The organism is Aromatoleum bremense (genome assembly GCF_017894365.1).
GTDB lineage: Bacteria > Pseudomonadota > Gammaproteobacteria > Burkholderiales > Rhodocyclaceae > Aromatoleum > Aromatoleum bremense.
In genome coordinates, this window is record NZ_CP059467.1 from 3,911,630 (window position 1) to 3,924,391 (window position 12,762).

Annotated in this window: 11 protein-coding genes; 8 read left to right on the forward strand and 3 right to left on the reverse strand. The window is 62.2% G+C overall.

Features of this window, described 5'->3' with window-relative positions; genetic code table 11:
• Positions 1-79 precede the first annotated feature (79 nt).
• Both pbN1_RS18500 and pbN1_RS18505 read left to right on the forward strand, forming a co-directional pair.
• Positions 80-1,342: a putative Na+/H+ antiporter gene (locus tag pbN1_RS18500; protein WP_169202599.1), complete on the forward strand. Its 1,263-nt coding sequence runs from the start codon at positions 80-82 to the stop codon at positions 1,340-1,342.
• Between the two features lie 9 nt (positions 1,343-1,351).
• The gene (locus tag pbN1_RS18505) at positions 1,352-4,018 is read left to right on the forward strand and encodes a cation-transporting P-type ATPase (protein ID WP_169202600.1); all 2,667 of its coding nucleotides are present in this window, start codon (positions 1,352-1,354) and stop codon (positions 4,016-4,018) included.
• Positions 4,019-4,110: 92 nt separating this feature from the next.
• On the opposite strand, the gene pbN1_RS18510 is transcribed toward pbN1_RS18505, so the two are convergent.
• Positions 4,111-4,251, reverse strand: coding sequence for a hypothetical protein (locus pbN1_RS18510; protein ID WP_169202601.1), 141 nt, complete (start codon positions 4,249-4,251; stop codon positions 4,111-4,113).
• 105 nt (positions 4,252-4,356) lie between these two features.
• Between pbN1_RS18510 and pbN1_RS18515 the strand changes: the two genes are divergently transcribed.
• Complete coding sequence (locus tag pbN1_RS18515) at positions 4,357-4,635, forward strand: DnaJ domain-containing protein (protein WP_169202602.1); 279 nt, start codon at positions 4,357-4,359, stop codon at positions 4,633-4,635.
• Between the two features lie 335 nt (positions 4,636-4,970).
• Here the strand turns inward: pbN1_RS18515 and pbN1_RS18520 are convergent.
• A protein-coding gene (locus pbN1_RS18520; RefSeq protein WP_085938645.1) for an IS3-like element ISAzo18 family transposase occupies positions 4,971-6,106 on the reverse strand; the annotation gives its coding sequence in 2 pieces (ribosomal slippage) (positions 4,971-5,854 and positions 5,854-6,106; 1,137 coding nt in all).
• A gap of 137 nt (positions 6,107-6,243) precedes the next feature.
• On the opposite strand from pbN1_RS18520, the gene pbN1_RS18525 reads away from it, so the two are divergent.
• From pbN1_RS18525 to pbN1_RS18545, 5 genes are all read left to right on the forward strand, one after another.
• Complete coding sequence (locus pbN1_RS18525) at positions 6,244-6,615, forward strand: hypothetical protein (RefSeq protein WP_169202322.1); 372 nt, start codon at positions 6,244-6,246, stop codon at positions 6,613-6,615.
• An 11-nt stretch (positions 6,616-6,626) separates the two neighbouring features.
• Positions 6,627-7,400 (forward strand): hypothetical protein, encoded by a 774-nt coding sequence (locus pbN1_RS18530; RefSeq protein WP_169202323.1) that lies wholly within the window; start codon positions 6,627-6,629, stop codon positions 7,398-7,400.
• A complete protein-coding gene (locus pbN1_RS18535; RefSeq protein ID WP_210147580.1) occupies positions 7,397-8,668 on the forward strand; it encodes a hypothetical protein in 1,272 nt (423 codons plus the stop codon). The genes pbN1_RS18530 and pbN1_RS18535 overlap by 4 nt, the downstream gene beginning before the upstream one ends.
• Positions 8,669-8,720: 52 nt before the next feature.
• The gene (locus pbN1_RS18540; RefSeq protein ID WP_169202325.1) at positions 8,721-9,926 is read left to right on the forward strand and encodes a cyclic di-GMP phosphodiesterase; all 1,206 of its coding nucleotides are present in this window, start codon (positions 8,721-8,723) and stop codon (positions 9,924-9,926) included.
• 140 nt (positions 9,927-10,066) lie between these two features.
• The gene (locus pbN1_RS18545) at positions 10,067-10,894 is read left to right on the forward strand and encodes an HDOD domain-containing protein (RefSeq protein ID WP_244857020.1); all 828 of its coding nucleotides are present in this window, start codon (positions 10,067-10,069) and stop codon (positions 10,892-10,894) included.
• Between the two features lie 77 nt (positions 10,895-10,971).
• Here the strand turns inward: pbN1_RS18545 and glgP are convergent, their stop codons facing one another.
• On the reverse strand, positions 10,972-12,678 hold the full coding sequence (gene glgP / locus pbN1_RS18550; RefSeq protein WP_169202327.1) for an alpha-glucan family phosphorylase: 1,707 nt from the start codon (positions 12,676-12,678) through the stop codon (positions 10,972-10,974).
• Positions 12,679-12,762: the final 84 nt, after the last annotated feature.

Genomic DNA, 12,762 nt, shown 5'->3' on the forward strand with positions numbered 1-12,762 from the left:
ACTCGGGCCGGGTGCTCACGCAATCAAGCGTGGCAGGTTGATGCGATGGTCGGGCCGCCACGCGGCTTTTCTACGATCCATGAACGCACCCACGCTCATTCAGTTCGTCGCCACTGCCTTGTTCGCGGTGGCGATTCTGCACACCTTCTCGACCCGAATCTTCGAGCGCCTCGCCCACACGCGGCCGACGCATGCGGGCATCTGGCATTTGTTGGGCGAAATCGAAGTGGTATTCGGCTTCTGGGCGCTGATCCTGGTTTTAAGCATGTTCGCGATCGAAGGCCCGTCGATCGCCATCGGCTACATCGACTCGCGCAACTTCACCGAGCCCTTGTTCGTGTTCGCCATCATGGTGATCGCGGCCACGCGCCCGATCCTGCAGACGGCGATGAGCGCCACGAGCCTGATCGCACGCGCACTGCCCTTGCCAGGCAGCCTGGGCTATTACTTGACGGTAATGGCGGTGGTGCCACTGCTCGGCTCGTTCATCACCGAGCCTGCTGCGATGACCCTGGCCGCCCTGATCCTGGTCAACGGCTTCTTTTCGCGAGGCATCTCGTCGCGGCTGAAATACGCCACGCTGGGTGTGCTGTTCGTGAATGTCTCGATCGGGGGCACCCTGACCCCTTTCGCTGCGCCGCCGGTGCTGATGGTCGCGGGCAAATGGGGCTGGGACATCAGTTTCATGCTGGCGACGTTTGGCTGGAAAGCCGCGATCGCGGTCGTGGTCAACGCCATCGGCGTCGCCCTGCTGTTTCGCAAGGAACTTGCCAATTTACCCTTGGCTGGCGGCAGCAAGGGTGCGGTCCCGGTGCCGCCAGCGCTGGTCGTCGCTCATCTGGGTTTCCTGGCCGGGGTCGTCGTATTCGCCCACCATCCCGCGATCTTCATGGGCCTGTTCCTGTTCTTTCTCGGCGTGGCCAGCGCCTACCAGCATCATCAGAATCCCCTGATCCTGCGCGAAGGACTGCTGGTTGCCTTCTTCCTGGCCGGCTTGGTGGTGTTGGGCGGGCAGCAGCAATGGTGGCTGCAGCCGGTGCTGATGAGCATGAGCAGCGAGGCGGTATTCTTCGGTGCAACCGCGCTGACGGCATTCACGGACAATGCGGCGCTGACGTACCTCGGCTCCCTGGTCGAAGGCTTGTCCGATGAGTTCAAGTACGCCCTGGTCGCCGGCGCAGTATCGGGGGGCGGACTCACCGTCATCGCCAACGCGCCCAATCCGGCAGGCGTCGCGATTCTCAAGGGGCACCTCGACGACGAGGCGGTCAACCCGCTCAGTCTGCTGTTGGCCGCCTTGCCGCCGACTTTCATTGCGATGCTGAGTTTTACCGTTCTCTAAGAGCGCTTCATGCCCCGACCCAGTTGGCATGCGATGAAAGCGGGCGAGGTGGCCGGGTATTTGAGAGTCGACCCTGCCCGGGGGCTCGACGAAGCGGAGGCTGCTGCACGACTGGAAATTTATGGTCCCAACCGGCCCAGTGCCGCTCCGGGACGAAGCGCATTCGCCCGATTCGTCGCTCAACTCTTTCAACCGCTGGTCCTGGTTTTGATCGTCGCGGGGTTGGTGACTACGCTGCTCGGCGAGTGGGTCGAGTCAGGCGTAATCCTCGGAGTGGTGCTGATCAATGCAGCCGCCGGTTTCATGCAGGAAGGCAAGGCCGAAGCGGCACTGCTGGCGCTTGCCAGAGCGATCGCATCGGAGGCAACCGCTTTACGTGCCGGCATGCGACGTCGGCTCGACGCGACGGAGTTGGTGCCAGGCGACGTGGTCATTCTGTCGGCCGGAGACAAGGTGCCTGCCGATATGCGCCTGCTCGGCGGTAAGGAACTGCGTATGGCCGAGGCAGCCCTCACCGGCGAATCGACTCCCGTAGAAAAGCACCTCGCCGCGCTTGCGCCCGATACCGTACTGGCCGATCGTTCCAGTATGGCCTATTGCGGCACCCTGGTCGTGGGCGGGCAAGGAACGGGTATCGTGATCGCTACCGGCGACAATACCGAGACAGGGCGCATTTCCCGTCTCATTGCCCAAACGGCCGACTTGACGACGCCGCTGATGCGCAAGATGAACGCATTCGCTCAGCGCCTTCTGATCGCGATTCTGGCCCTCGCCACCCTCACCTTCGTCATCGGCATGCTGCGGGGGGAGTCCTTCTTCGATATGTTCATGGCTGCCGTGGCCTTGTCGGTAGGCGCAATTCCCGAGGGACTGCCCGCGGCCCTGACCATCACGCTGGCGATAGGCGTGGCGCGCATGGCAAAGCGGCGCGCCATCATCCGGAAGTTGCCCGCCGTAGAGACGTTGGGCAGCACAACCGTCATCTGCTCCGATAAAACCGGGACATTGACCGAGAACGCGATGACGGTCCGCGAGATCTGGACGGGGGGCGAAACGTTTGTTGTGACTGGAAGCGGTTACAGCCCGACCGGCAGCATCGAGGAAGGCGGGGAGCCGGTTGATGAAGCAACTATCCTGAGAGAAACACTTCTGGCCGGCGTACTGTGCAACGATGCCCGGCTCGTGCACGAAGAGCGCCAATGGCGCATTGTCGGCGATCCTACCGAAGGGGCCTTGCTGGTGCTGGCGCGCAAGGGAGGCTTGGACGAAGTCACGCTGACTTCAATCTTTCCCCGGCTTGACGAATTGCCATTCGACTCGAGCCGACAATACATGGCGACCCTGCACGAACTCGAGGGGGCGCGGATCATTTACCTGAAAGGAGCGGTGGAAAAACTGCTGCCTGGATGCTCGAGCATGCTGGATCGTCAGTCGCGCGAGATGCCGGTTGACGTCGCAGGGATTCTGGCGGCTTCGGTTCGCATGGCGGAAGCGGGTTTGCGCGTCCTCGCAATGGCCCGCTCGGTAGTCGGTGCAGATCAGTCGCTGGATCAAGTGCGGATTGACGGGAACCTGGTATTCCTCGGAATCGTCGGCATGATCGATCCCCCACGTCCGCGTGCCATCGCGGCCGTACGAACCTGCCACACAGCAGGCATTCGGGTAAAAATGATCACCGGTGACCATCCCGGCACGGCGATGGCAATCGCTCGTCAGTTGAAGATCATCGACGACGGGGCCAAAGCACTTAGCGGGCGAGAACTGGCCGAACTCGACGACAGTGCCCTGCGCACGGCAGCGGCTGAAGTCGACGTGTTCGCCCGCGTCGAGCCCGAACAGAAATTGCGCTTGGTCAGGGCGCTGCAGGCCAACGGCGAAGTGGTGGCAATGACCGGCGACGGCGTCAACGACGCCCCTGCGCTCAAGCAGGCCGATATCGGCATCGCCATGGGACTGGGGGGCACAGACGTGGCGAAGGAGGCGGCAGCGATGGTGTTGACCGATGACAACTTCGCCACCATCGAGGCCGCCATCGAGGAAGGTCGCGGTATCTACGACAACGTAGTGAAGTTCATCACCTGGACCATTCCAACCAACGCCGGCGAGGGGATGGTCATCCTGGTCGCGATCCTGACTGGAAGTCCATTGCCAATCACGCCGCTGCAGATCCTGTGGATCAACATGAGCACTGCGATCCTGCTTGGACTTACGCTCGCATTCGAGCCGGCCGAAGCTCACATCATGCGTCGTCCTCCGCGTTCACCCGCAGCGCCGATTCTTGACCGCAAGCTGCTTTGGCGCATTCTGCTCGTGAGCCTGATGATGCTGGGCGCGAGCTTCGGCCTGTTCAAGTTCGCCTTGTCAAACGGCCAGTCGGCAGAGGTGGCGCGCACGATCGCTGTAAATGTGTTCGTGATGATCGAGATCACCTATCTCTTTAACTGTCGGTCGTTACAGCGGAGCGCCTGGCAGGGCGGCGGGTGGGGAAATCCGTGGCCATGGGTCGGTAGCGTCCTGATGATCGCGCTACAGTTGGCCTTCACCTACATACCGGTGTTCAACGAGATTTTCCAGACCGCACCAATCGATATGCAGGACTGGGGCCTGATTGCCCTGATCGCCTTTTGCAGCTTCGTGGTCGTAGAAATGGACAAGCGTTGGCAGAGCCGTTGGTAAGGGGCGTCAGTGAGGAAGGAGGTTTTCGGCCGCAACAGTTTGGCGGGAGTGCGGCGGGGCTCCGGCATATTCGTCAATCATGCCTCAGAGCGTTACCCTGGCACCTGCTTGCCGAAGTACAGTTCCGCGTAGGTGTTGTCCGCGATCAACGGCACGTCGTGTGCCGCGACCACCCCGAGCGCCTCCTGGAACTGGAGCGCAAGGCGATCATCGAACGGCTCACGCGCCGTCACGTTCCCGTCTCGTCGTAGGTGCCACGGAAGCTGACTCTCCCGCAAGGGTGCGATAGTTCGTTGTTATACTGACGACCATAAACCCGGCTGATTAATAATCGTAAAATGAGAGATCCCTACGAAGTCCTTGATATTTCGCCTGTTGCATCTCTTGATGAAATCAAATCGGCCTACCGGAAGGCTGCCCGTCTGTACCATCCCGACAAAAACCCCTCGGCCGACGCTGCGGCGCGTTTTCGGGAAGTGCAGACGGCTTACGAGTTGCTGGGGGACGAGGCCAGGCGTCGCGAATACGATGCGCTGCGGCGTCGCAACCTGATCGACGACCCACTGCAGGAAGCGGCCTCGCTGTGGAACACATATATCGAGAAAGTGATTACATGACGTCGTTTTATTTCGAGGATCTTTCCGAGCGCTATAACAGCGAACTGGATGATCTGCGCACCGATTCAGAAAACAGGAACGTGCTCGCCAAGAGGTGGCCCCGATTGTCTGGACAGGGAATCCGGTTCGATAAGTGGAGCCTTGCCGGTTAGGGCCGGGGGCCCGAGGTCTGGGTTGGTTTTGACTTTCTCATATTTTATAAAAATCGGTTCGAGCTCGGTGGAGCTTGTGGGCGAAGGGCTGCGCGGTGGGAAAGTCGTCAGACTTTTCCACGGCAAGCGGCCCGGTGCGCGAAGCGCATCGTCCATAAATCCACGGAGCCAGCCTTTGTGCCGTCATGCCGCCAGCGGCGTCTCATCGCGGAGCGCGCCGAAGTACGCCTGGTCGGGGGTGCGCCCGTCGTGAGCGCGGTGCGGCCGGCGTTCGTTGTAGAAGCGCAGGTAGGCGCCCAGGTGGGCCTTGGCCTCGGCGACGCTGTCATAGGCCTTGAGGTACACCTCTTCGTATTTCACGCTCTTCCACAGCCGCTCGACGAAGACGTTGTCGCGCCAGCAGCCCTTGCCGTCCATGCTGATCTGGATGCCGTTGTCTTTGAGCAGGTCGGTGAAATCGGTGCTGGTGAACTGGCATCCCTGATCGGTGTTGAAGATCTCCGGGCGGCCGTAGCGATGCAGCGCTTCGCGCACCGCATCGAGGCAGAAGTCGGTGGTCAGCGTGTTCGACAGCCGCCACGCCAGCACTCGGCGCGAGGACCAATCGATGATGGCGAACAGATACACGAAACCCTTGCGCATCGGGATGTAGGTGATGTCGGCGGCCCACGCCTGGTTGGGGCGTTCGATCTTCAGATCCCGCAGCAGGTACGGATAGATCTCGTCACCGCGGCGGCGCCGGGACGTGTTGGGCTTGCGATAGAGCGCCTCGATGCCCATGCGGCGCATCAGCGTGCCGACGTGCTTGCGCCCGATCGCATGCCCCTCGGCGCGCAGCAAATCCCGCAGCATCCGCGCTCCGGCAAACGGGTGCTCGAGATGCAGTTCGTCCATCCGGCGCATCAGCGCCAGATCGTGCGCCGACACTTCTCGCGGCGTGTAGTACATCGACGAGCGCGCCAGACGCAGAATCCGGCATTGCTGCGTCAGCGGCAGTTCATGGGTGCGGTCGATCATTTTCTTGCGCTCAGCAGGCCCGCCTTGGTGAGCGCGCTTTCTAAAAAATCATTCTCCAGCGTCAGCTGCCCGATCTTGGCGTGCAGCTTCGTCAGATCCGGTGCGGCGGTCGCGGTCGCCGAGGCGTCACCGAACACGTGCGCGGCGCGCTCCATCAACTGGCTCTTCCAGTCGGCGATCTGGTTCGGATGGACGTCGAACTGCTGCGCCAGCTCGGCCAGCGTCTTGTCTCCTTTGAGCGCGGCCACCGCCACTTGCGCCTTGAACGCCGGCGAGTGGTTTCGCCGTTTCCTTCTCGTCATGCTCTTGCTCCATTTCAGGGCCGCTCACGCGGCCATCGCTGGGGCAAGGCTACCACCTATCCGGCTGTCCGAATTTCCGGGGCCCGCTCTCCAGGCGCCTGCAGGAAAAGCGCCAGTGCCTGAAGGATCTGTTGCCGATGATCGAGGAGGCGCCGGAAATGGTCGCGCCGGCGCTGCACGGGGCCTATACGTTCAACGACCGCAGGATTCTTGACCGGGCGGCCAACAGCACTCCGGGGCTCGGTCGCTTTCCCCGCTGGGCCGAAATGGAAAAGACCCTGGACATCGAACCTTGGGCGCGTCCGCTCATCGAAATGTGCCTGCGCAACGCCGATGGCGAAGTGTTCCTCACCACGACCGCGGTGCTCGAGTGGATGCTGACCGAAGACATCCGCAGGCCTGACTCGACCTTTCACGTCGACGATGAAGATGAAGACGATACGGAAGACCTTGGCGAGGCCGGCGAAGGCTGGATGGCCGAACAAGGCTTCGATACCCCTGACCGTTGAGCATTAAATCCATGACCCACCCCGTCGTCCTCCAGACCCAAGCCCTGATCCTCGCCGGCGAAATCGCCGAGGCGGAATCCCAACTGGTCGCCATCGCGGAAGCGGGAGGCGACCAGGCGCTGGTGAGCGTCCTCGACGAGATGGAACCGAAGGATCTGCTGGCCATCATGCGCGAGTTCGACTCCAGCAAGGAGTCGGTGATCAACCTGGTGGTCAGTCCGGAACAGTTTGTCGACGCCATCCTGCTCGAACGCAAATATGGCGAGCCGATCGAAAAATACGTGCCGCGCCTGCGCAACACGATGAACGCCGTGATGCACCGGACGCCGGCGTCCTGCGCCGAGATCCTCGAATGCCTCACCGAGCGCGATGAAGGCATTCGCCTGCTGGCCGACTACTTCACCGATTACCACGATCTGCTGCAGAACTTCGCCTTCCACGGCCGGTTCGAAGAAGACTTCGATCTCGAGAAGGCGATGGCGCCGAAACGGATGCACACTTTCGATGCGGAGCAGTTCGACGACATGGAGCAGGGGCTCGAAGCCGGCGACTCGATGGAACTCGCACGTCCGGCGATGTCGCGCTCCGAAGTGGCCGACGGCGACTGGATGGAAACGGCGTGGGTTCTTCGCCACGAGTTCCAGGACAGCTTCGAATTGCTGATCATCGAAATCCAGGATCGCAGTCGTCGCGAACTGGAAGCCGCTCATGTGCCATCGCCGCTCCCGGCCGGGGAGCCGGGCGTGCCGAAGATTCCGGAAGACGAAGAAGAATCCGCCATTTGACAGGGAAGCGCGAAGCCGTCGCGCTTCGCGCGCCAGACACGATGTCCAGCAATACCGATCTCGCAACCGTCGATACCCGCCCCTATTTCGAGCAGGTGCTCCGTTATGGCTTGAGTCAGCGCCTCATCGACAGTGAGCGCCTCGCCGCCATCAGGCGTGAAGGCGCAAAGGGGGTCGTCCAGCTGGCCAGCTTTTTCGGCACGGCCAACCTTCGCCCCGAACTCGAGGCGGCGCGTACTCGCCTGGTGACGCTGGTCAGCCTGGCGCTCGAGTCGACATCCGGCGGAAAACTCGGGCCGGCCGCCGACCTGCTGCGCCAGAAAAGTCTCCTCTCGCTGTCGAAGGCCGGCGCCGACGCGCTGCGTGCCTTGCTGCGCCTGCCGGAAGACCTGATCCTGGAACCCCCGCACGCCGTCCCCCAGTTGGAAAAGCAGATGCTGTCCTTGTGGACGCTCGACGAGCCGATGACTCATGCCCGTTACCAGGAGGAACGGAACCGCCGCGAGAGCATCCTGGCCCAGCACGAGTTGAGCTATTGGCTGGCCGGAAAGCTGGGCGTGGCGCGCCAGGAACTCCAGATGAACGAGTCCTGCGAAGCAGTCATCAACAGCGCATTGTTGGTGCTCTTCGTCGAGAAGAAGCCAAAAAAGCTGTTTTCCGCTGGCCAGTTCATGGCACTCCATGCACTGGCCAGCAAGAAAAAGAAGCATGACTGCCCGGTCCTGGACGAATGGAGCGAAGAAGCTCCAGCGACGATCCAGGGCGCGCTGCGTGAAGCGCGTGAAAACTTCCTCGGCAACGTCTTGCCGACCCTCAGGACGCACCCCGCCGCGGATTTCATTCCCAGGGAAGATATCGGCGCGCTGGCAGGCGTTTTCTTCTTCACCAACAGCGGTCTCGACGAGCTGACTCACCACGACCAGGAGGCGGAAGAGGCGTGGCGGAAAATCACCGGCGGCAAGGGGGAACACCCGGACGTGATGTGCACCGTCCTGCTGATGGTCGCCACGGGCCTCGAACCCCGTCCCGGTTTGCGCAAGAAGGATGCGGTCAGCGTGTGGGAAAACTTCCGCAGCACCGGCTTCGACGAGGCGGCCGTCTCCGACTTCATCCACCGCGTCGTCCCTTTCCAGTATCAGTCCGACATCCGGCACCTGTGGGCTGAAGACCTCGGTCCGGAAGCTCGCATCGAGCTGAACGACGAGGATGAGGATCACGTACTGGCTTACCTGCACGAAACGTGCAGGGCGACTTACAAGTTGTCCTAGTCAAATATCACGAGCAAAGCCGGCGGTATCTGGCTTGAAGGGGAGAAACAGGTTGGAGAAGCGCATTCCCGTATCCGAGCTTCGGCTTGGCATGTATATCCACAAGCTGGGCGGCTCATGGCTTGATCACCCTTTCATGCGCAGCAGTTTCCTGTTGAGCGATCCGCAAGATCTCGCCACCATTCGCGAATGCGGGATCGAGGACGTATGGGTTGACTCGGCCCCGGCCGGTCCCACAGCCCGGAGCGCAGAGCCAGACTCCGAAAAATTGCCGGAGGCGTCCTCTGCGCCGTCTGGCCTTGCGGGCAGGAAAAATGGCGGCGCCGGGTCAATGGCCGATAAAGTGGTCCGCGCCAAACGCATCTGCCTCGCAGCCAAGGAACAGATCAGGGATCTGTTCCAGGAGGCGCGCCTGGGCAAGGCCATCGATCCAAACTCCACTCTTCCCCTGGTCCGGGAAATCGCCGCCTCGGTCGAGCGTCAGCCCCTCGCGCTGCTCAGCGTGGCGCGCCTCAAGACTCACGACGACTACACCTACCTGCATTCGGTTGCCGTCTGCGCCTTGATGCTGGCCCTGGCGCGACAACTCGGCCTGGACGAGAGACAAACGCGCCTGGCAGGCTTCGGCGGACTGATGCACGATCTCGGCAAAGCCGCAATGCCGCTGGAAGTGCTCAACAAACCCGGCAAGCTCACCGATGCCGAGTTCGAGCTTATAAAACGCCATCCGGCAGCAGGGGCCGAGTTGCTGCGCGCGGGCGGTGCCGAAGCGCAGATACAAGCTATTGCCCTGCATCATCACGAGAAGATCAATGGAACGGGCTACCCGGGGCGGCTGACTGGGGACGAAATCCCGTTGCTGGCCCGCATGGGCGCGATCTGCGATGTCTATGACGCGGTGACTTCGGAGCGGGCCTACAAGAAGGCCTGGGACCCGGCAGGCACGATACACAAGATGGCCCAGTGGGAAGGGCATTTCGACAAGCGTATCTTCACCGCTTTCGTCAAGACCATTGGCATCTACCCGGTCGGCTCCCTGGTGCGCCTGAGATCCCAGCGGCTGGCCGTGGTGATCGAGCCAGGAGCCGAATCCCTGCTTGCACCGAAAGTACGGGCGTTTTTCTCGTTGCGCTCCAAGGAGCCCATCCGGATGCAGACGATCGATTTGGCCGCGCGAGGATGCAAGGACAGCATCGCAGGGCCGGAAGATCCGGAAAAGTGGGGATTCCGCAATCTGGATGACTTGTGGATGCAGTAACGACGCGGATCGGCGCCGGCGATCAGCGCATCCGGCGAAAGCTTCCTTAAATTTTAAAGTAACGGCAAATGAATATTTCTTCTCCCCCCCCGGCAATCGAAATCAATAGCAGAGAGACCCAGCAGCAGCTGGATTCAAAGATGATCAAAGGGTTGATGGAGCGCGGCCTCAAGCTGCCGCCCCAGCCCCGGGTCGTCGACGAGCTGCAGAAGTGCCAGCGCCGCCAGGAGCGCAATGTGCGCGTGGTCGCACGGATCATCAGCCAGGATGCCGGAATCACCGCCATGTTGTTCCGGGCGGTCGAGTCGCCCGTTTATCGCCACCATCGGCCGTTCGTCTCAGTAGAGAAGATTGTCCAGGCTCTCGGCATCGACCAAGTGGTCAATATCGTTCAGGCGATCGCGCTGGCCACAGCCGGCAATGCGCGTACCCACCGCAAGATCTACGAGCGCTTCTGGGCCAACTCGACAGCCATCGCCCAACTCGCGATGTTGGTGGCCGAAGACCTGGTCAGCGTGTGCAACATCTTTCCAGACCAGGCGTACTTGGCCGGCGTCTTCCACGATTGCGGCGTTCCGCTGCTCATGGAGCGCTTCCCGACGTATTGTCAGGCCGCCGCCCCCCTTGATCAGCAGGCGACTTGGTTCGGCCTGACCGACGAGGATCGCAAGTACCAGACCGACCACGCTGTTGTCGGCTACTTCGTGGCGAAACACTGGAAGCTGCCTGATTTCATTTGCGACGCGATCCGTTTCCATCACGACCTGCTCCGGCTCGAAGACCACAGCGCGAGAACCATGGTGGCGATCCTGCAAATGGCCTTCCATCTTTATTGCCGCAGCCTGTATATCGAGAATCCTGAATGGCCCCATACCAGCGCCACGGTGCTCTACGAACTGGGGATGGATGAGATCACCGCCCAGGAATTCATGGACGAGATGCTGGACCGCTATAACGCAGTGCAATAGGAATGCGGAACAGCCTTCCGGAATAGCCTCTCGCAGGTCCGTTCCCGCGCCGTACCCAGGGACCACCCGGCACGTGCTCAGCGCATATAGGCCTCGGCGACGTAGCGGCGCATCATGCGGTGGCTGTTGAAGTACGCGGCGTTCTTGCTGATCGCGCCCTTCATCACCGTGATCCAGCCGCTGCGGTCGTCGCCGTTGCCGTTGCCGTTGCCGTGGTACAGCGGCAGCACGACGTTCTCGAGCTTGTCGTACAGCGACTGGGCGTCGTCCTCGCTTGTTGCGCAGTTGCCGATCGCCCAGCCGGTTACGCCCTCGATGCAACCCTCGATCCACCAGCCGTCTAGCACACTCAGGCTCGGGACGCCGTTGAATGCCGCCTTCATGCCGCTCGTGCCCGACGCTTCGAGCGGGCACAGCGGGGTATTGAGCCAGACGTCGACGCCGGACACGAGCGTCAGCGCGGTGTCCAGATCGTAGTTCGGCAGGAATGCGATCGGGATGGCGCCGTACAGGTCGCGCCTATGCGCGTGCAGTGTTTCGATCAGGCGTTTGCCTTCGTCGTCACGCGGGTGCGCCTTGCCGGCGAGGACGATCTGGAACGGATGCCGGCGGGCGATCGCCTTCAGCCGTTCGAGATCGGAGAACAGCAGGTCTGGACGCTTGTAGGCGGTCATGCGCCGCGCGAATCCGAGGATCGGCCAGTGCGGCTGCAGCGTGACGCCGCACGCCGTGCGCACCCGCTCGATCAGCTGCTCTTTGGCCTGCTGGTGGACATTCTGGATCGCCGCGTCGGCGATCCGGTCGGCGCGGGCGAGCAGTTCAGGCTCGCAGCACCACCCCGGAAGGTGCGCGTCATAGAGCTTCGCGAAGCCGGAGCTTGTCCAGCTCGCCGGATGCACGCCGTTCGTGATCGACCGGACGTGATAACCCGGAAACATCAGCCGCGACACTTCGGCATGACGCTTGGCGACGCCGTTGACGTATTCGCTGAGGTTCAGCGCGAGGTGGGTCATGTTCAGGCGCTCGGGTCCGGCGAGGGATTGGAGCATCGCGATGTCGATGAAATCTCCGAGCACGCGCTGCACGAGCTCGTACGAGAACTGGTCGTGGCCGGCGTCGACCGGCGTGTGCGTCGTGAAATTGCACAGCGTGCGCACCCGCGGGATGTCGTAGCGCTGTTCGCCGGGGCGCAGGTTTTCAGCTGCATAGGCATGACGGCGCAGCAGCTCCAGCGTCAGCAACGCCGAATGCCCCTCGTTCATGTGGTACTGGCGCAGCCGGTAGCCGAGCGCGCGCAGCATCCGCGTGCCGCCGATGCCCAGCACGATCTCCTGCTTGAGCCGGTAGGCCGCATCGCCGCCGTACAGGTAATGCGTCAGTTCGCGGTCCGCGGCAAGATTTTCGGGCAGGTCGGTGTCGAGCAGGATGACCGGTTGCCTTCCGCCCATATGTCCTTCCAGCACGTAGAGCCAGCCGCCGACCCATACGTCGCGGCCCTCGATCGGCACCGTGATTTTCGCCTCGAGCGGCCTCGCGTGCTGCGCCGGGTCCCATGGGTCGGCAAGTTCGACCTGCCGGCCGCGCCCGTCGAACTCCTGGCGGAAATAGCCTTTGCGGCTCACGAGGCTGACGGCGACGAGCGGTAGTTCGAGGTCGGCGGCGGCGTGGATCGTGTCGCCCGCGAGCACCCCGAGGCCGCCGCTGTACGTGGAGATGTCGTTGCGCAAGGCGATCTCCATCGAGAAGTACGCGATGCGCGAGCGGTCGATGAAGGATTCAGGCATCGTGCGTCTCCGTGGGCGACGGTAGGTGAAAAACAGGCTTGCGGATGAAACTCCGGGCTATCCGGCAGGCGCGCACTTCAAACC

Bases quoted from the DNA above. Each gene is read 5' to 3' on its own strand.
- pbN1_RS18500 (WP_169202599.1), top strand. From the start codon at position 80: ATGAACGCACCCACGCTCATTCAGTTCGTCGCCACTGCCTTGTTCGCG.
- pbN1_RS18505 (WP_169202600.1), top strand. From the start codon at position 1,352: ATGCCCCGACCCAGTTGGCATGCGATGAAAGCGGGCGAGGTGGCCGGG.
- pbN1_RS18515 (WP_169202602.1), top strand. From the start codon at position 4,357: ATGAGAGATCCCTACGAAGTCCTTGATATTTCGCCTGTTGCATCTCTT.
- pbN1_RS18525 (WP_169202322.1), top strand. From the start codon at position 6,244: ATGATCGAGGAGGCGCCGGAAATGGTCGCGCCGGCGCTGCACGGGGCC.
- pbN1_RS18530 (WP_169202323.1), top strand. From the start codon at position 6,627: ATGACCCACCCCGTCGTCCTCCAGACCCAAGCCCTGATCCTCGCCGGC.
- pbN1_RS18545 (WP_244857020.1), top strand. From the start codon at position 10,067: ATGATCAAAGGGTTGATGGAGCGCGGCCTCAAGCTGCCGCCCCAGCCC.
- glgP (WP_169202327.1), bottom strand. From the start codon at position 12,678: ATGCCTGAATCCTTCATCGACCGCTCGCGCATCGCGTACTTCTCGATG.